An 18831-nucleotide genomic window follows, 5' to 3' on the forward strand; every position below is an offset into this window, starting at 1 on the left:
GGGCGAGGCCGAGGAGATGCCGGACGAGGAGACGCTGCTGCGCGACGTGCTCGCCGCCGGGTTCTTCTCCGAGGACGAGTACCGGCGTCAGCTCGACGCCGCCGGCGTCGGGCTGCCCGAGGAGGAGAGTCTGCTGGACCACTTCCTGGCGGGCGCCTCGCCGGAGAGCGCGGTGCCGGTGGATCCCGAGCTCTTCGGCGACGACGTCACGTTGGAGGCGCTGCGCGGCCGGATCGCCGCCGCCCGGACCGACCATGCCGAGGTCGCTCGGCGCTACGCCCCGCTGGTCGGCGCCTCCGAGATGCCCGAGGCGACCCCGGAGCTCGACGCCGCGCGAGAGACCTTCGGCCGCCGCGCCGAGTCGCCGCTGGTCTCGATCATCCTGCCGACGTGGAACCGCGCCGGCGTGCTGCGGACGGCCGTCGAGTCGGTCCAGCGTCAGACCTACGCCCGCTGGGAGCTGCTGATCGTCGATGACGGTTCGACGGACGACACCGAGCCCGTGGCCCGTTCCCTCGCCGCACGCGACGAGCGGGTCCGGTACATCGGCCTGGACCACGGAGGCGTCAGCCGCGCGCGCAACCAGGGCCTGGCCGCCGCCCGGGGCGAGTATGTGGCCTTCCTCGACTCGGACAAGGAATGGGCCCCCGAGTTCCTGCGCACGATGCTGGCCGTGCTCGTCGTCGAGGGCCACCAGGTCGGCTTCGCCGCCTGCGAGGTGACCATGGGCGGTCAGCCAGTGCTGCGCGCCGTCGCGCCGACGCGCGAGTCGCTGCGGATCGGCAACTCCGTGGACCAGACGGCGATCGTCGCCGTCCGTGGGATCCTCGACGAGGTCGGCGGCTTCGACGAGAGCCTGCGTCGCGCCGTCGACTACGACTTGGTGCTGAAGCTCTCGACGGCCGCGGAGATGCATCAGGTCCCGTTCGTCGGAGTCCGCTACAGCGAGGCGGATTCGGATCCGCGCCGGATCAGCGAGTTCGAGTCGAAGGCGTGGAACTTCCACGTCGGCGACCGGCAGGCCTGGCGGGAGTTCGAGTTCGAGGCCGAGCCCGCGCCGTCGCTGGACGAGGATCTGGTCACCGTCATCCTCGACGACGTCGCCGACGTCTCCGAGGCAGCGGCGTTCATCACCGGGATGCTGGCCGGTTCGCCGTCGTGCCGCGTCGAGTTCCTGCTGACTCCGCGGACCCATGACGCCGCGCTGCTCGCCCAGTGCCGTGCCCTGGAGCTGTCCGACGCCGAGGTGCGCGTGCTGCCCGCCGGGCTGCGCGGCGACCGGCCCAGCTACGTCAACGCCGCGCTGCGGCAGGCCCGGGGTGCCCAGACGCTCCTCATCGACGCCGGTACTGGTCCCGAGATGCAGTCCGGCGGGATGGACGAGCTGAGGGCGGCGCTCGACGGTGCGGCGGCGGTGCACCCGGTGGTGCTGGGCCGCACGCTGCTCATCGAGGATGTCGGCGTCGTGTATCCCCGGCACGGACGCGACCCGGTGCCGCTGCTGGCCGGCATGCCGCCGACCATCCTTCAGCAGGAGCAGCGGATCCCGATCCCCGGGGCCCCCTTCCCGCTGCTGGCGTGGACCCGGGATCTGCTGGCCGTCCGCGGACTGTCGACCCAGCTCGCCGGACTCTGGGCGGACGTGGATCTGTCGCAGAAGCTCGCCCGCGCCGTCGAGCGGCCGGTGCGCACGCTGTCCTCGGTCGCCGTGCGGGCGGAGCGGCACGGGTGGGCCGGTCGCGGCACCCGCCACCCCGACGACGTGCGGACTTTCGCCGAGCTCTGGCCGACGCCGCCGCGGGGCAGCGAGGAGGCGCTGGCCGCCGTCGGGGTGGAGGCGCTCTACTCGCAGTACACCGCCCAGTCTTTCCCCGCCGACGCGTCCCGCTGGACGCAGGCGACCTGGGTGCCCTCTGGAGCTGTCCGTATCACTGAGCGCCCGCAGCAGCTGCGCTGGGCGATCCGCACCGGCGCGCCCGCCTCCCGAGAGGCGGCGAACTGGGGCGACTTCCACTACGCGAACTCACTGGCCGACGCCCTGCGCCGTCTGGGCCAGCAGGTGCATGTGGACTATCAGGAGAACGCGCTGCGCGGCACGACGGACTTCGAGGACGTCGTGCTGAATCTCCGAGGGCTGCGGGACGTCCCGGTGCCGGCGAATGCCACGAGCCTGCTCTGGGTCATCAGCCACCCGGAGCAGGTTTCGGCCAAGGAACTGGAGACGTACGATCTGCGCTATGCGGCGAGCACCTCGTGGGCGCGGACGGTCGGCGAGCAGTGGGGCGTCGCCGTCGAGCCCCTGATGCAGTGCACCGACGCGCGACGCTTCCACCTCGACGATGAGCTGATCCCCGAGCTGGAGAGCCGGGCGCTGATGGTGGGCAATTCGCGGCGTCAGTACCGCCCGGCCGCCTGGCACGCCGCCCACGCGGGAGTGCCACTGAGCATCTGGGGCAAGGACTGGGAGTCGGTGGTCCCGGAGGGGGTCATCGCTGGCCGGACGCTGCCGAACGAGGAGCTGCGCCGCTACTATGCCTCCGCACGGTGGGTGCTCAACGACCACTGGCCGCAGATGCGCGACGAGGGCTTCCTCTCCAACCGCATCTTCGACGTGCTGGCCGCCGGTGGACGGCTGGTCACCGACGACGTCGTCGGGCTGGAGGAGGTGTTCGGCGATCGCCTCGCCGTCTTCACCGCGCCGCGGGAGCTGCTGCAGATCCTGGACAGGGATCCGGAGGAGCTCTACCCGCAGCAGGCCCGCGAGGAGCTCTCGGCGATGGTGCGGGAGCAGCACAGCTTCGATGCCCGAGCATGCCGGCTGGTGGAGGACGTCCGCCGGTTGCGTGCCGCCCGACAGACCGAGCAGATGGTGACCCATGACGACTGACCACCCGACGGCCGAGCAGCAGGCGATCGAGCAGCACGCATCCGACACGCAGGCCGCCGACCAGCCGTACGGTTACTTCCGCATCGATTTCGCCCAGGCGACGGCGTCCGGCTGGGCGGCTCATGCCGAGTACGTGGAGCTGGTCCATGACGGCAGGACGCTGATGACGATCACGCCGCAGGGCACGGACACGACGCTGCAGCGCGCCGTCCCCGAGGCGGTACCCTTCGAGCTGGATCTTCCCCGGCGGTATTCGGCGCTCGCCTTCGTCGCGGAGAAGGTCCGCCTGGTCGCGGTGGCCGGGCGGCGTCGGACGATCCTCAGCCCTACCGACGGCTTCCGGGTCGTCTGCGCGGACAAGGCCCGCCAGGAGCTGGAGAACAAGGCCGCCGCCCGGGGAGGCCCCGGCGGCACGGACTATCCGCAGCGTGTGGTCCACCCCCGCCCGGAGGACTTCTCTCCGGTCCATCTGCCGGTGGGGTATTCGGCGGACCCGGCCGTCTTGGGCCATGACGGCGTCATGTTCCTCACCGGGGGATCGAACAGTCTGATGGAGCAGTACCGGATGACTCGCGAGGACGTGCGGGAGCTCTCCGCCCAGTGGGTCGAGCTCCTCCGGCGGCGGGCTCAGCGGTGCGCCGAGCTGGGCATCACCTACGTCCAGACGATCCTGCCGGAGAAGCTGAGCATCCTCCGCGACCTGGCGCCGGTCCCGGTGAGCGGCCCCACTCCGCTCCTCCGGGAGGTCAGCGCCGCGCTGCGCGGTGAGCCGTGGTGGGTGAACGTGCGTCCAACGCTCGAACAGATGAAGCCCAAGCGCTCGGGATTCTTCGCCACTGACACGCATCTCTCGCCGCAGGGCACCCAGAAGGTGGCGGCAGGACTCTTCGCCGCCGTCGAGCCGCGGCTGCGCGGAGTCGTCGAGCGCGTGCCGATGAGCACCACCCAGGCCCGGCGCGGAGACCTCTCCAAGTATTTCGGCACGCTGCCGTTCTACGAGCAGGTCATGGTGGCAGACGACCGGGACTTCCAGCCGTACGCAGAGGCCGCCAGGAGGACCGCCCGCGGCGAGATCGGGTCCGGGCGGCATCGCGGCCTGTGGTTCGACTTCAGGAACAGCACGGCTGCGTCGCCGAAGAGCGCGATGGCCTTCGGCAGCTCGTCCTTCGGCCCGGGCGAGGACTCTGAGCATCTCGGGTGGTGGGCGAAGCACCTCTTCGCGGAGTTCCGGATGCGCTGGCACGCGGAGTTCGACTGGGAGGAGATCGAGCGCGTCCGGCCGGATGTGGTCATCGGCCAGACGATCGAACGGTTCATGCCGCAGATCCCGGAGCAGTGAGCCGAGTCGATGGACCGACCCGTTGAACCGAGACCTGCGGAACTCGCGGAGGCGCGCCAACGGGTACCGGCGGGTAGGGCACCGGACACAGGTAGACTGCGCCAGCGGCAGAACCTGTGCAGCGCGGCGCAGTCCACGTCGCCGCGTCTCGGAGGTTCGTCCGGGCGCGAGGGGAACGCCCGGCGGCGACGTCGTGCACTCCGGGATGGGCCCATTCCGTCCGGCCCGGTGGGTCGTCGGAGGCCCCAGCATCCATCCTGCGCGACGCCCGCCGAACAGGTCTGCCCGCCCGCCGCTCGCAGCAACTCGTCCGACAGCTCTGGATCAAGGGAGAACGATTGGTGAACACCCCGCACTTCGACAGTGACTTCTACACCTCCTGGTACGAGGACGCCCGCGGGCTGAACGCCGCCGAAGCGGAGGCGCACTGGAGGGAGAAGGGCGGAGCGGCCGAACGGCATCCGACCTTCGAGTCGCTGGCCGAGTCGAAGAACGTGGACCCCGCCGACGTCCCGCCCACCTTCGACTGGGAGCAGTATCGTGACCTCAACACGGACATCCCGCAGACCTGGGGACGCTGGCTGATCACGCTCCACCTGCTGACGCACGGGCTGGACGAGGACCGCCCCTATACGGCGCCGGCCACCGGCATCTCCAGCGGCACCGGGGTCGACGAGATCGTCGAACTGGATGCGGAGTGGTATGCCGAGGTCCACCGTCTGAGCGGCCCCGACGAGGCACGGAACCACTACAGCCGGGTGGGTCGGCAGAACCTGCTGGCCCCCAACCAGAACTTCTCCCCGATCGACTACTGGAAGCGCTTCGGCGATGTGGCGGCGAAGCGCATCCACCCGGTGAAGCACTATCGCCAGTTCGGGCACCTCGAGGGCCGCGAGATCACCTCGCCGACGGCGGCGACGGAGCGTGGAAGAACGCTCCACAGCCGCGCGGCGCTGCACGCCGCACGGCAGTTCTTCGACTTCGATGCGGCCCATTATCGGAATCGGCGGCCGGATCTCACGAAGGCGGGCGACGACTTCGACTTCGCGCTGCACTATCAGCTGAACGGGGAGCGCGAGGATACGCCGCCGTCCCGCTTCTTCGACCCCGGCTACTATCGCGAGCGGTATGCGACCGAGCTCCAGGGCTGGGACGGCACGGCGCTCGCGCACTTCCTGTCCATCGGCATCCTCCTGGGGCATCTGCCGTCCCGGGAGGTTGCCGCCGGCATGCAGCGGGCCCGGCTGGCCTCCGCGGTGGCCTGGGTCGGCCACTGGACCGAGCAGGACTGGATCGACGTGCAGACTCCTGCCGAGGTCCTGGAATCGGAGGTCGACCTGGAGACCACCGAGGTGCTCTCCTCCGTCCGCGTCGGTCGGCGGCGGATCAACTGGGTCGTCCCCGCCTTCAGCAAGGGCGGAGGCGGTCACACCACCATGTTCCGTGCGGCGCGCACGCTGGCGCGCCTGGGCTGGGAGTCGGTCTTCTGGATCCCGGGCGAGAAGACGGTCTCGCAGATCGACGACCTCTACGCCGAGTTCATCGGGCATTTCCCGATCAGCCCGATCTCCTTCCGCCGGTTCGAGGACGGCTTCCATGAAGTGGCGGGCGAGGTCCTCGTGGCGAGCTCCTGGGACACCGCGTACTTGACCACGGAGAACAAGAACGCCAACGCGCGCCTGTACTTCGTGCAGGACCGCGAGTCGCTGTTCCTCCCCGCCGGCGCGGACGCTCTCCGGGCCGAGTGGACCTACCGGCTCGGGCTGGACTTCGTCTGCGCCGGGCCGTGGCTCGAGCAGCTCGTCGAGCCGTACGGCGGTCTGCACACGAGCTTCGAGCTGTGTGCGGAGCCGATGTTCTCCCAGCGCGACCTGCCGCTCGCCGAGCGCGACGTGCTCGCCGCCGTCTACGTCCGCGGCCATTCGGCGCGACGGGCCTCTGAGATGATGGCCGACGCCGCCAACAAGCTCGCCGAGCTGGGCCTGGGCGAGGTGGTCGTCTTCGGCGACGACCACCCGGCCTATCCGCTCGGCGACAAGGTGGTGAACGCCGGGGTCATCGCTCCGGCCGAGATGGCGGAGCTGTTCCAGAAGTCGCGATTCGGGCTCGTCGCATCGGCCACCAACTACTCGATCATGCCGGTGGAGCTCGCCGCGGCCGGCACCGTCGTCGTGCAGCCGGCGTCGGAGTCGACGCGGGAGACGACGGACGCCCGCGGCGCCCACTCCGTGGAGCCGTCCGCGGAGGGGATCGTCCGGTTCGTCGCCGAGCAGGCACGTCGGCTGACGCAGGAGTCCTTCGACGAGCTCCGCGGGGCGTACCACAGCTTCGCGCGCTCGCTCTCCTGGGAGGGCGAGTTCGAGAAGATCGGCGCTTGGATGGAGGAGAACTTCCTGGTCGCCGAGGAGCAGCGCGAGCCGGCCCTGCGTCGACGGAGCGTCGGCGTGGTGATCCCGACCTATTATCCCGGGGAGGAGTTCACGGAGGTCATCGAGGCGGTCCACGGCCAGCTGACGTCGTTCGACGTGGAGCTGCAGATCATCGACTCGCGGCTCGACGGCGAGGTCGCGCCGGTCGTGGCCGAGGTCGAGCGGCGCGGACTGGCGAAGGTCCACCCGATCGACGCCCGGACCTTCTCCCACGGCCCGGCGCGGACCGAGGCGGCTCGCCTGCTGGAGACGGACTACTACGCCTACATCACACAGGATGCCATCCCGGCGCACGAGTACTGGCTCGAGTCGCTGATCGCCCCCATCGCGATGCTGCCCAGCTGCGGTTACTCCTTCGGCAGTCACCGCGCCTACTCGGAGCACCATGAGCTGTACGACGTCGAGTTGAAGCAGCACTTCAACGGACTGCGGGGCCTGGGCTACGTGATGGAGCGCAAGGATGTCGCGGAGCGGTTCGACAAGGACCCGTACTTCGTGGCGACCGTCTGCTTCAACAGCGACAACAACGCCGGATATCGCGGGGACCTGCTGCGCGAGCACGGCTTCCCGCCGGTGCCCTTCGCCGAGGATCAGGCGATCGCGCGGAAGTTGCTGACGATGGGCTACTCGCGTGCCTATGCGCCTTCGTCGCAGGTCATCCATTCGCATGACTACACGCAGGATCCGGAGCTGGCCTATAAACGGGGCACGGAGGAGGCCGCGGCGCTCTACCAGAACTTCGGCCTCCTGCGGTTCCGGAATGCCAAGGAGGTCGTCCATGCGAAGAAGCACGAAGCCGAGCAGGCGACCGATGCGGCGGCCCGGAGCGGCCTGCGCGAGAGCGAGCTGGCGGCCTTCCTCGCCTCCAAGGAGCGGTACATCGACGGCGCCTGGGACGCGTCGAAGCGCTACATGGACGAGGCCTCGGGACGGCCGAAGCTGGTCTAGGCGGGCCCGCCGATGATCGGCCAGTACAGTCAGACGACCGAGACCAGAGGCTAGGAAGTGACAATGCGTGTTGGATATTTCGTCTACGACGCGACGGGACTGCAGGACTACAACGGGGTGACCGACCGGGTCGGCCTCAGCTATGACGAGCTGATCCAGGTCACGAGCATCAATACCGGGAACCTCGCCTTCAAGTACGGGGCGCGGAAGCTTTTCGCCGACGAGGTCGTGTATCTCACCTACTCGTCGGATCCCGCGTGGGTGCGGGACAACGTCGACGTCCTGGTGCTGCCCGAGGCGAATTTGGTGAATCCCCAGATCGACTACGGCCAGCAGGCCCATTTCGTCCGCAAGGTCGACAAGCCGGTCCTGCTCTGCGGAGTGGGCTCCCAGGCGAAGATGGACATGACGCCGTCCGACTTCCCCGAGATCCCCTCGGGCACGGTGACGTTCCTCCAGGAAGTGGCGGCGCGCACGCCCGCCATCCTCGTGCGGGGCGAGTTCACGAAGGAAGTCCTGTCCCGGTACGGGATCGACAACGTTGTGGCGCTCGGCTGCCCCTCGTACCTGATCAACGCCGATCCTGCGCTGTGGACCACGATCATCGAGAAGGGAAGCCGGGACTCGGTCCTGGACCGTCTCGCGATCACTGAGGGGATCTACGGCCAGTCGGCTCGGACGCCGATGCATGACAAGGTCGAGAAGCTCCTCTTCGAGTATGTGCGGTACCGGGGGGCCGACTACGTCGGGCAGATGCAGCCAGCGGTGCTGCAGTGGGGCCTCGGCTTCGACGAGCGGGTCAACCGACAGCAGCTCGCGCATCTGAACTCCTACATCGCCGGCATGGACGTCAAGGCGTTCGAGAAGCTGCTCCGTTCACGCGCGCAGGCCTTCTCCCGCGTCGACGAGTGGATCGCGTACATGGCGAAGTGCAGTGGCGTGGTCGGTTCCCGTATCCACGGGAACATGATGGGAATTCAAGCCGCAGTCCCGGCGATGCCCGTCGTCCACGATCTCCGCGTCAAGGAGCTGACCGAGACTATGGCTATCCCGTCGGCGTCCCTGCACCAGATGAACGAGGTGCGGCGCCTCGAGGATCTGAAGGATGTCTTCCAGACGGTCGTCTTCGACAGCGATCCGGCGGTCCTCGATGCGCGGAGACGGAGCATCGCTGCGTCGTACCTCGATGTCGTGCGGGAGCTGGGGCTGAACCCGTCGGACCACCTGACGGGGCTCGCAGCGACCGACGAGGCCGAGTTCACCGTGTCCGTCGGCGAGGGATGAGCGCCCAGGTCGAACGAAGGAGAAGCGTGGTCAAACGACTGATCATCCACGGTGGGGCGGGAAAGTGCGGCAGCAGCGCCCTGCAGACCTGGTTGCCTCGCGCCGGGCTGATGCGCTCCGACCAGATCGGCGTCGGGCGTTATGCGGTCCTCCGCCGCAACGGTCTGGTGCTGGGCGAGTCATTGCGGAAACGGGCCGAGGACAGCCTCTCCGGGGCGAAGTCCTCCCCGATCTTCTCTAACCTGGGGACCTTCGGAGACTCGTTCCCCGAGCTGCTGAGGCGGCGTCTCGGGCAGTACTACGAGGACCACGATTTCCTCGTGATCTCGAACGAGTCGTACTTCCACACGAGCGAGGGTGCGCACCTGCTGTTGGACTGCGTCCCGGACGACGTGCGGGTGGAGTTCGTCGCATGGGTGCGGTCCCCCGTCGATCTGGTCAACTCGGCCTGGTGGCAGTGGGGCGCCTGGTCCTCGTCGTCGCTGTCGGATTACACCGGGAAGTTCCTGGACACCCAGATGCGGTGGGGAGAATTCGCCGAGAAGTACGCCGGCCTGGTCGACAGCGTCGACGTCGTCCCGCTGAGCGGAGACATCGTCGGCGACTTCTGCGACATCTACTCCATCCGGCAACGGGCCGAGCAGGTCGAGAGAGCGAACGCGAGCCTGCCCGGGGAGGCCCTGAGGCTGTACCAGCGGCACCCGGATCTGCGGCCGGAGCCCCATCGGCCGCGCTTCGACTTCATCCTCAGCAGGTCGTTGCCGGGCGGGAAGCCGCCCTGGGTGGTGCCCATGGACGAGGTCGAGCGGATCATCGACTTCATGGGCGAGCAGAGACCGCTCCTGGAGAAGCACGTGCGAGCGCCCTACATGGACCGCATCACGTCGGACCGGCGATGGTCGGACCCGGAGGTCTTTCGTTCCAAAGCCGTCGAGGACTGGCGGCCGCAGGAGGCGGCGGACAGTGAGCTGGACGATCTCTGCTACCAGCTGGTGAAGGCTCTGGACCAGACCTATCGCGAGCGCGGCCTGTAGCGCCGACGACGGGAACGGGTCGGCCGACGACGCCGGGCGGCCAGCACGAGCAGGATGAGGATGCCGCCGCCTGCCGCCGTCGGGACCCCGGCATTCCGGGGCCCGGCGGCGGTGCCCTCGGCCTTGACTGCGGCCATCGTGCCCGGCACCGAGGCCACGACGGTGGCGCCGTCTCCCGCTCCGTTCCGATTCGTCGCCGTGACGCGCACGGTGAGGTCCTCCGGACCGTCCGCGCGCTCGGGATCGATCCGGGCGGCGGTGCCGTCGACGTGGTCGGCGCGACGCCAGGTCATGCCGCCGTCCCGCGAGGTCTCGATGCGGTAGCCGGTGATGGGGGAGTCGCCGTCGTCCCTCGGTGCGCGCCAAGTGAGGCGGAGGCCCTGTGACGAGGGCTCCGCCTGCAGCTGCCGCGGAGGGGAGGCGGCGGTCTGCGGTTCCAGCGTGTAGACGCGCAGCGGCAGCGGAGACGGCGTCTGCTGGAACGTCCGATCTCCGTTGGTGCCCCGGGACTGCCAGAACATGGCGCGCCTCTCGTCGTCGGCGGGCTCGACGACCTCCAGCACCCCATGATCGGCCGGCGGCGTGGTCTCCCGTCGCCGGGTGATCTCCGCGGGGTAGCCGTTCGACGGGATGGCCGTCTCCGCCACCGGCTTCAGCGAGCGGCCGTCCAGGATCAGGGAGCGGGCACGCTCCTCCGGCCCCGAGCACCGGAAGTCTGCCCGGATGCTCCCGTCGGACTGCGACTCGACGTCGCTCAGGTGCAATGGGGTCGAGAGGGTGCCCTCTCCCTCGAGGTCCATGCTGCCCCTCCAGCGCGTGAGCCTCTGCGTCTCCCATCCCTCGGCCGACGGACGGGCGCCGAACAGCTGATGGTCCCCGGCGTCGTCGAGCCGCGGATAGACGACCACCGGGCGTCCGGAGGCGTCCTCGGCGACTCGCTCGGCCCCGTTGAGGAGCCCGCCGTGCTCCGGGACGTCGTCCACCACCACGCCGGCGGTGTCCCGGCGGAGGGGGAGGTCCAGAGGCTTCCCCGAGGCGGTCTCCCAGTGCTCGAGGTCCTTGCTGCGCGCATAGGAGAGCCGCGAGTTCGTCGCCGCGTCCGGGGTCCGGCGCCAGACCCAGGTCATCTCATAGTAGCCGTCGCTGTTCGGCTCCTCGGTGATCCGGTGGTAGGCGCTGTAGTCATCGCTGCCGCGCGATGCCCCGCCGTCGAAGAGCGGGCCGTCCACGAGGGAGGACCAGCTGCGCCGATCGGGATCATAGACGCTGAAGTACTGGGTCCCGTCGCCGGCGCCGCCGTTCCGATGATCGAAGATCAGCGTGCCGTCGTCGGCGCGTCGGAAGGCCGGGTAGGTCACCCGATCCTCCCGGTCGGGCGAGACCATGGTCTCTACGCGCTCGAGCGAATCGAGGTCTCCCGGTGAACTGGTGCGCCAATAGCGCAGGTCGTCCAGGTGCATGTTCGCCGCGACGTGCAGATCTCCGGCGGAGTCGACCGCCAGGTCGATGCCGTTGTGGCTGTCCCAGCCGACGACGGCGGCTGCGCCGGACAGTCGGCGGGTCTCCCACGGATGCCCCGGCGCCGGACGGTAGCCGACGGTCAGGTGTCGGTCGGCGTCGTAGTACCCCACATAGCTCGCCGGGCCGTCGGCGACCATGTCCTGCGGCACCAGATGGCCGGACCAGATGGAGGGATCCACGACTGAGCGGTCGGTCACCCGCCAGCGTTGTGACGAATCCATGTCATAGGACGTGGCGTCTGACGAGGGGGTGCACACCAGTGGCTCCTCCCGGGCCTCCTCCGTCGGCGAGGGCGGGGCGGTCGCCCCGGTCAGCGGCAGGACGAGAGCGGGCGTGACCAGGACGGAGAGCAGCCACGGCATCGCCGAGGGGCGGGAGGGGTGCATAGAACCTCTCGGGGGCGGGAGGGGTGCGTGCCCAGTGTAGAGCCGTCCGGGCGGATGCTCCCGCATCGCCTGGACGAGCTCCCGGGCTCCGCGCCGCTCACCGTGTCTGCAGGGTGCGTTAGGGTAGCTCCGATATATGCCAGCAGTGAGGGGCCGGCCGACTCATCATTCGACTGATGGGCCAGTGCTGTTCTGAGGGGATGGGACCGTGAAGCGCATGATGCCGCACGCGCTGAGTGTGCTGGTGTGGGGAGCGCGCGCCGTCTATTCCGGGCTGAAGCTGCTGCCGGCCCAGCGCAAAGTCGTGCTCATGACGCGCGACCTGAACCGGATGGGCGTGGACTTCGCGATGCTCCGCGAGTCGCTGCGGGAGCGCCATCCGGACCACCGGATCACCGTGCTGGAGCATCAGAAGTTCGCCCCCGGGTACGTCGTCGCCGCGCTGCGCGAGATGTACCACCTGGCCACCTGTCGGGCGATCCTCGTCGACGGCTACATCGTGCCGGTCAGCGTGCTCCGGCATCGGCGCGGCCTGCCGGTCGGGCAGCTCTGGCATGCGATGGGCGGCTTCAAGAACTTCGCGTATCTGACCGCGGGGACCGTCGACGGTCCGGACCCGAAGGTCGCTCAAGTGATGCGCATGCATGACAACTACACCTTCCTCTGCTCAGCCGGCAGCGTGCCGTCGGAAGTCTTCGGTCGCGCCTTCCGCGCAGACCCCCGGTCCATCCGTCCCTACGGGATGGCCCGCGTCGACTACCTGCTGGACCGCGAGCGGATGGCCGCCGCGCGGGAGCGCCTTCTGCGGCACCACCCGCGGCTGACCGAAGGACGCATCGTGCTCTACGCGCCGACGTCGCGCCGGCTCGGCGGGGTTCCCTACGGCCAGCTGTCCGAGGCGTTCCGCGAGCAGGCCGACGAGCAGGACACGCTGGTGCTCCTGCGGCATCCTCTCGACCGGTCCCGTGTCCCGGGAGGGGAGCAGACTGTCGACGGCGGGGGCATCGGTGTCCTCGACTGGCTGGCTGCGGCCGACGTGGTCATCACCGACTATTCCTCCATCGTCTACGAGACCGCGCTGCGGGACATCCCGACGATCTTCTTCGCCTATGACCTCGAGGAGTTCCGCGCCGGCCGGGGCTTCCCGCTGGACTACGAGGCCGAAGTGCCGGGGCCGATCGAGACCACGGCCGAGAAAGCAGTGCGCCGGGCGCTGACGACCGAGCGGCTGGACTATCGATCCTGGCGCCGTCGTCATCTGGACAGCGTCGTCGCCGAGGACGGATCTCTGCCGGACGAGCCTCCGAGGTGTGCGGACCGGATCGTCGGCGCCCTGCAGCTCGAGCGGTGAGCCTCGCCGCGGGCCCGGCCCGGGAGCGCCGCAGCCTGCTGGTAGCGTGATGCCGTTCGTGCCGTGACCTGAAGGAATCGTCCCCGATGTCGCTCGAAGCCGTTCTGGCCCTGTTGACGGTGGTCGGAGTCCTCGCCGCGCTGGCCGCCACCCGACTGGCCCCGGACGTGGTCCTCATGGCCGCGGTGACGTTCCTCGTGGTCTCCGGCATCCTCTCGCCGCAGGACGCGCTGGCAGGATTCAGCAACACCGGCGTGCTGACCATCGCGACGCTGTACATCGTCGCCGCCGGCCTCAAGGAGTCCGGAGCGATCCAATGGATGGCCCGCCGGATCCTCGGCCACCCCACCGGCACGCGCGCCGCCCAGCTGCGGCTGCTCGGGCCGACGGCGGCGATGAGCGCCTTCATGAACAACACCGCTGTGGTCGCCATGTTCATCCCCGCCGTGCAGGAGTGGGCGGGCCGCCTGCGGATCGCGCCGTCGAAGCTGATGATCCCGCTGAGCTACGCGGGCATCGTCGGCGGCACCTGCACGCTCATCGGCACCAGCACCAATCTGGTGGTCGCCGGGATGCTGGAGTCCCAGCAGGACGTCCAGCTGGCCATGTTCGACATGGTCTGGGTCGGCGTGCCGCTGGTCCTGGTGGGAGCGACCTACCTGTTCTTCTTCGCCAATCGACTGCTGCCGGATCGGCAGGGGGCGTTCGAGCAGCTGGAGGCCGCCCGCGAATATGCCGTCGATGCGCTCGTCGAGCCGGGCGGGCCGCTGGTGGGCCGGACGATCACCGCCGCCGGGCTGCGCCACCTCAACCACGGCTATCTCGCCGAGGTCCACCGCGACGGCGAGCTGCTCGCCGCGGTCTCGCCGGACACGACGCTGTATGAGGGCGATGCTCTGGTCTTCATCGGAGCGCCCGACTGTGCTCACGAACTCCGTCGGATCCAGGGTCTCGCCCCGGCGGAGGGGGACATCCATAAGCTCGACATCCGGCATTCGCGCCGGCGGATCGTCGAGGCCATCGTCGGCCCGGACTTCCCGGCGCTGGGGCGCACGATCCGCGAGTCGCGCTTCCGTTCGCGCTATCAGGCCGTGGTGCTCTCGGTCTCCCGCGGCGGCGAGCGGCTCACCGGCAAGCTCGGCGACATCTCCTTCCAGGTCGGCGACACGCTGCTGATGGAGGCCGGCGACGACTTCGTCGGCCAGTACCGGCACCGCAAGGACTTTCTGCTGGTGAGCGCGTTGAACGATGCGGCCCCGCCGAACTTCCGGAAGGCGCCGCTGGCGCTGAGCATCCTCGCGGCGATGGTCGCCGCCAGCGCCACGGGCCTGGTCTCCATCCTCGAGGCCGCGCTGATGGCGGCCCTGCTGCTGCTGGCCACCCGCTGTGTGCCCATCGGCAAGGCCCGGCGTGCGATCGACCTGACCGTCCTCATCGTCATCGCCGCCGCCTTCGCCCTGGGGGCGGCCATGACGCAGACCGGCGCCGCGCAGCAGATCGCCGAATGGCTGCTGCTCGCGGATGCGGGGTCGCCGTGGCTGGCGCTGCTCATCGTCTATGCCCTGACGGTCATCTTCACCGAGATGATCACCAACAACGCCGCGGCCGTGCTCATGTTCCCCATCGCCGTCGCCGTGGCCGAGCAGCTCGACGTCAGTTTCATGCCCTTCGTCATCGCCATCATGTTCGCCGCCTCGGCCAGCTTCATGACGCCGCTGGGCTACCAGACGAACCTCATGGTGCTGGGTCCCGGCGGGTACCGATTCACCGACTATGTCCGGATCGGCGCCCCGATGAGCCTGCTCACAGGTATCGTGGTCGTCGGCCTGGTGCCGATGGTCTGGTCGTTCTGACCGCCCGCCACCATCCACGACGATGTCTGGCCGCCCCTGTCCGACCACATTGGAGGATCCGACTGCATGTCGTTCATCGACGACGCGACCCGCCGCCGCCTGATCGCAGGCGTGCACGAGGCCGGGCGTCGCGTCCTGGAGATCTATGAGAAGGACGTCGACGTCGAGTACAAGGACGACGCCTCTCCGCTCACCCAGGCCGACATGGCCGCCCACCGGGCGCTGACCGCGCTGGTGGAGGAGGTGACCCCGGATGTGCCGGTCCTCTCCGAGGAGTCGGGCGACGTCCCGTGGGAGGAGCGCCGCGGCTGGTCGCGCTACTGGCTGATCGACCCGCTGGACGGGACCAAGGAGTTCATCAAGAAGAACGGCGAGTTCACGCTCAACGTCGCGCTCGTCGAGGACGGCGAGCCGATCTTCGGCATCGTCCACGCCCCGGTGCTCTCGCAGACCTGGATCGGCCAGGCCGGGACCGGCTCCGTGCGGATCGACGGCGACGAGGACGCCGCGCCGACCTCCATCGCCGTGCGGCCGCTGCCCGGCCCGGGCGACGGCCCCTGGAAGATCGTGGGGTCGCGCTCGCACGGCTCGGAGGAGTTCGAGGCCTTCGTGGCTCAGCTGCCCGAGCACGAGCGCGTCTCGATGGGGTCCTCGCTGAAGCTCTGCCTGGTGGCCGAGGGCGAGGCGGACCTCTACCCGCGGCTGGCGCCGACCTCGGAGTGGGACACGGCCGCGGCGCAGGCGGTGGTCACCGCCGCCGGCGGCGAGGTGCTCCGTGCGGACACGCTGGAGCCGCTGCGCTGCAACCAGCAGGAGTCGGTGCTCAATCCGAGCTTCATCGTCGCCTCGGCGCGGGACCGCGTCTGGGAGGACGCGCTCGTCAGTACACTGAGCCTCGCACCGGAGAACAGCTAAGGTAGGGAAAATGACAGCGACCACCGCAGAGACGCCGGTCACGCCCGAGCGCCGGACGCATCTGAAGCAGCTCGAGGCCGAGTCCATCCACATCATCCGTGAGGTGGCGGCCGAGTTCGCCAACCCGGTGATGCTCTACAGCATCGGCAAGGACTCCTCGGTGATGCTGCATCTGGCGAGGAAGGCGTTCTACCCGGGACCCCCGCCCTTCCCGCTGATGCACATCGACACCACCTGGAAGTTCCGGGAGATGATCGAGTTCCGCGACCGGATGGCCGCCGAGGTGGGGATGGAGCTCATCACCCACACCAATGAGGAGGGGCGCCAGGCCGGCATCAACCCCTTCGACCACGGCTCGGCCAAGTACACCGACATCATGAAGACCCAGGCGCTGAAGCAGGCGCTGTCGCTGCACGGCTTCGACGCCGCCTTCGGCGGCGCGCGCCGCGACGAGGAGGCCTCGCGGGCCAAGGAGCGGGTCTTCTCCTTCCGGGACAAGTACCACCGCTGGGATCCGAAGAGCCAGCGTCCCGAGCTGTGGAACATCTACAACTCCCAGCTCACCAAGGGCGAGTCGATCCGGGCGTTCCCGCTGAGCAACTGGACCGAGCTCGACATCTGGCAGTACATCTACCTCGAGGACATCCCGATCGTGCCGCTGTACTACTCGGCGCCGCGGCCGATCGTGGAGCGCGACGGCATCGACATCATGGTCGACGACGAGCGCATGCCGCTGGAGCCGGGCGAGGAGCCCGAGGAGAAGTGGGTGCGGTTCCGCACGCTGGGCTGCTACCCGCTGACCGGTGCGGTGGAGTCCCACGCGCAGACGCTGCCGGAGATCATCCAGGAGATGCTGCTGACCACCACCTCCGAGCGGTCGGGGCGCGCCATCGACCACGACCAGGCCGGTTCGATGGAGAAGAAGAAGCGAGAGGGTTATTTCTAAATGTCGCACCAGTCCCCACTGATCGCCGAGGACATCGAGGCCTACCTCGCCGAGCACGAGAACAAGGACCTCCTGCGGTTCATCACCTGCGGCAGCGTCGACGACGGCAAGTCCACGCTCATCGGTCGGCTGCTGCACGACTCGCAGATGATCTACGAGGACCAGCTCGCCGCCGTCACCGCCGCGTCGAAGAACTCGGGCACCCAGGGTGACCGGGTCGACCTGGCGCTGCTCGTCGACGGGCTGCAGTCGGAGCGCGAGCAGGGCATCACCATCGATGTCGCCTACCGCTACTTCTCCACCGACAAGCGCAAGTTCATCATCGCCGACACCCCCGGGCACGAGCAGTACACCCGGAACATGGCCACCGGCGCCTCGACCGCCTCGCTGGCGGTCATCCTGGTGGACGCCCGGCACGGCGTGGTCACCCAGACCCGCCGCCACAGCTACATCTGCGATCTGCTCGGCATCGACCACCTGGTCGTCGCGGTGAACAAGATGGACCTGATGGACTACTCCCAGGAACGCTTCGACGAGATCGTCTCCGACTACCGGGAGTTCGCCACCAACCTGCACGCGCAGGACATCACCTTCGTCCCGATCTCCGCACTGGAGGGCGACAACGTCGTCAACCCGAGCGAGAACACTCCGTGGTTCGAGGGCACCCCGCTGCTGAAGCATCTCGAGACTGTGGAGGTCGTCCACGATCAGAACCTCGAGGACCTGCGGCTGCCGGTGCAGTACGTCAACCGGCCGAACCTCGACTTCCGCGGCTACACCGGGACGCTGACCTCCGGCATCCTGAAGCCCGGCCAGCAGGTCAAGACCGCGCCGTCGGGCAAGGCCTCGACAGTGGACCGGGTGGTCACCTGGGACGGCGACCTCGAGGCCGCCTTCCCCGGCGACGCCATCACGGTCACGCTGACCGACGAGATCGACATCTCCCGCGGCGACTGGCTGGTGGCGGCCGAGGACGACGTCGCGTCCTCGAACACCTTCGCCGCCGACATCGTGTGGATGCACGAGAACACGATGCAGCCGGGCAAGCTCTACGACTTCAAGCTGGCCACCCAGGAGATCTCCGGGACGGTGGAGTCCATCGAGTACCAGGTGGACGTCAACACGCTGGACCACCAGGACGCCGAGTCGATGGAGCTCAATGCCATCGCCCGGTGCCAGGTGGAGCTCACCGGCGAGGTCCCGATGGACATGTACCGCGGCAACCCGGGCACCGGCAGCTTCATCATCATCGACCGGCTGACCAACGTCACCGTCGGCGCCGGCATGATCCGCGAGGTCGTCTCCCAGGATTCGCCGTACGAGTACCGGCAGCACGAGTCCAAGGCCCAGGTAGTCTGGCACCGCACCGCCGTCACGCGGCAGATGCGCGAACAGACGAACGGCCACGGCGGCCGCTGCGTCTGGTTCACCGGCCTCTCCGGATCCGGCAAGTCCACGCTGGCCAACGCGCTGGAGGTCGAGCTGCAGCGGCGCGGGTACCGCACGATGATCCTGGACGGCGACAACGTGCGCCAGGGGCTGTGCAAGGACCTGGGCATGGCCGAGGCCGACCGCGAGGAGAACATCCGCCGCGTGGCCGAGGTCGCCCGACTGTTCGCCGAGGCCGGCGTCATCGTGATGACCGCCTTCGTCTCTCCGTACCGCCGGGACCGCGACGCCGCCCGCGAGCTCTTCGACGACGGCGACTTCGTCGAAGTCTTCGTCGACACCCCGCTGGAGGTCTGCGAGCGGCGTGACCCGAAGGGCCTCTATAAGCAGGCCCGCGAGGGGCACCTGCAGAACTTCACCGGGATCAGCGCCCCCTACGAGGCGCCGCGGCACGCGGACATCACCCTCGACACCAGCGAGCAGAGCCAGGATGCTCTGGTGGAGGAGCTGATCGCTCAGCTCACCTGAGCAGCTCGCTGACGAGGACGA

11 protein-coding genes are annotated in these 18831 nt (G+C 69.0%); 10 read left to right on the top strand and 1 reads right to left on the bottom strand.

Annotation, left to right across the window (positions count from 1 at the left end):
- Positions 1–301: 301 nt before the first annotated feature.
- The 5 genes from ABD652_RS13950 to ABD652_RS04665 all read left to right on the top strand — a co-directional run bounded on the left by ABD652_RS13950 (position 302) and on the right by ABD652_RS04665 (position 9921).
- Positions 302–2887: a glycosyltransferase gene (locus tag ABD652_RS13950; protein WP_425574546.1), complete on the top strand. Its 2586-nt coding sequence runs from the start codon at positions 302–304 to the stop codon at positions 2885–2887.
- Positions 2877–4226: an alginate O-acetyltransferase AlgX-related protein gene (locus tag ABD652_RS04650; RefSeq protein ID WP_344718672.1), complete on the top strand. Its 1350-nt coding sequence runs from the start codon at positions 2877–2879 to the stop codon at positions 4224–4226. The genes ABD652_RS13950 and ABD652_RS04650 overlap by 11 nt, the downstream gene beginning before the upstream one ends.
- A 341-nt stretch (positions 4227–4567) precedes the next feature.
- Positions 4568–7603 carry a rhamnosyltransferase WsaF family glycosyltransferase gene (locus tag ABD652_RS04655; protein WP_344718674.1) on the top strand — a complete coding sequence of 1012 codons (3036 nt, stop codon included), beginning with the start codon at positions 4568–4570 and terminating at the stop codon, positions 7601–7603.
- A gap of 63 nt (positions 7604–7666) precedes the next feature.
- Positions 7667–8887, top strand: coding sequence for a polysaccharide pyruvyl transferase family protein (locus ABD652_RS04660; protein ID WP_344719051.1), 1221 nt, complete (start codon positions 7667–7669; stop codon positions 8885–8887).
- A gap of 26 nt (positions 8888–8913) precedes the next feature.
- Positions 8914–9921, top strand: coding sequence for a hypothetical protein (locus tag ABD652_RS04665; RefSeq protein ID WP_344718676.1), 1008 nt, complete (start codon positions 8914–8916; stop codon positions 9919–9921).
- On the opposite strand, the gene ABD652_RS04670 is transcribed toward ABD652_RS04665, so the two are convergent.
- The gene (locus tag ABD652_RS04670) at positions 9900–11828 is read right to left on the bottom strand and encodes a BNR-4 repeat-containing protein (RefSeq protein ID WP_344718679.1); all 1929 of its coding nucleotides are present in this window, start codon (positions 11826–11828) and stop codon (positions 9900–9902) included. The two genes, ABD652_RS04665 and ABD652_RS04670, sit on opposite strands and share 22 nt — an antisense overlap.
- A 217-nt stretch (positions 11829–12045) precedes the next feature.
- On the opposite strand from ABD652_RS04670, the gene ABD652_RS04675 reads away from it, so the two are divergent.
- From ABD652_RS04675 to cysN, 5 genes are all read left to right on the top strand, one after another.
- The gene (locus tag ABD652_RS04675; RefSeq protein ID WP_344719053.1) at positions 12046–13179 is read left to right on the top strand and encodes a CDP-glycerol glycerophosphotransferase family protein; all 1134 of its coding nucleotides are present in this window, start codon (positions 12046–12048) and stop codon (positions 13177–13179) included.
- 86 nt (positions 13180–13265) lie between these two features.
- Entirely contained in the window at positions 13266–15032 is a 1767-nt protein-coding gene (locus ABD652_RS04680) for an SLC13 family permease (protein ID WP_344718681.1), read from the top strand.
- Positions 15033–15098: 66 nt separating this feature from the next.
- Entirely contained in the window at positions 15099–15947 is an 849-nt protein-coding gene (gene cysQ, locus ABD652_RS04685) for a 3'(2'),5'-bisphosphate nucleotidase CysQ (RefSeq protein WP_344718683.1), read from the top strand.
- A gap of 10 nt (positions 15948–15957) precedes the next feature.
- Positions 15958–16893, top strand: coding sequence for a sulfate adenylyltransferase subunit CysD (cysD, locus tag ABD652_RS04690; RefSeq protein ID WP_344718685.1), 936 nt, complete (start codon positions 15958–15960; stop codon positions 16891–16893).
- Positions 16894–18810: a sulfate adenylyltransferase subunit CysN gene (cysN, locus tag ABD652_RS04695; protein ID WP_344718687.1), complete on the top strand. Its 1917-nt coding sequence runs from the start codon at positions 16894–16896 to the stop codon at positions 18808–18810.
- Positions 18811–18831: the final 21 nt, after the last annotated feature.

Source organism: Nesterenkonia halobia (assembly GCF_039536005.1).
GTDB lineage: Bacteria > Actinomycetota > Actinomycetes > Actinomycetales > Micrococcaceae > Nesterenkonia > Nesterenkonia halobia.

What these genes read in the sequence shown, in the direction of transcription:
- ABD652_RS04675 (WP_344719053.1), top strand. Translation starts at nt 12,046, where the DNA reads ATGATGCCGCACGCGCTGAGTGTGCTGGTGTGGGGAGCGCGCGCCGTC.
- ABD652_RS04660 (WP_344719051.1), top strand. Translation starts at nt 7,667, where the DNA reads ATGCGTGTTGGATATTTCGTCTACGACGCGACGGGACTGCAGGACTAC.
- cysQ (WP_344718683.1), top strand. Translation starts at nt 15,099, where the DNA reads ATGTCGTTCATCGACGACGCGACCCGCCGCCGCCTGATCGCAGGCGTG.
- ABD652_RS13950 (WP_425574546.1), top strand. Translation starts at nt 302, where the DNA reads ATGCCCGAGGCGACCCCGGAGCTCGACGCCGCGCGAGAGACCTTCGGC.
- ABD652_RS04670 (WP_344718679.1), bottom strand. Translation starts at nt 11,828, where the DNA reads ATGCACCCCTCCCGCCCCTCGGCGATGCCGTGGCTGCTCTCCGTCCTG.
- ABD652_RS04680 (WP_344718681.1), top strand. Translation starts at nt 13,266, where the DNA reads ATGTCGCTCGAAGCCGTTCTGGCCCTGTTGACGGTGGTCGGAGTCCTC.
- cysN (WP_344718687.1), top strand. Translation starts at nt 16,894, where the DNA reads ATGTCGCACCAGTCCCCACTGATCGCCGAGGACATCGAGGCCTACCTC.
- cysD (WP_344718685.1), top strand. Translation starts at nt 15,958, where the DNA reads ATGACAGCGACCACCGCAGAGACGCCGGTCACGCCCGAGCGCCGGACG.
- ABD652_RS04650 (WP_344718672.1), top strand. Translation starts at nt 2,877, where the DNA reads ATGACGACTGACCACCCGACGGCCGAGCAGCAGGCGATCGAGCAGCAC.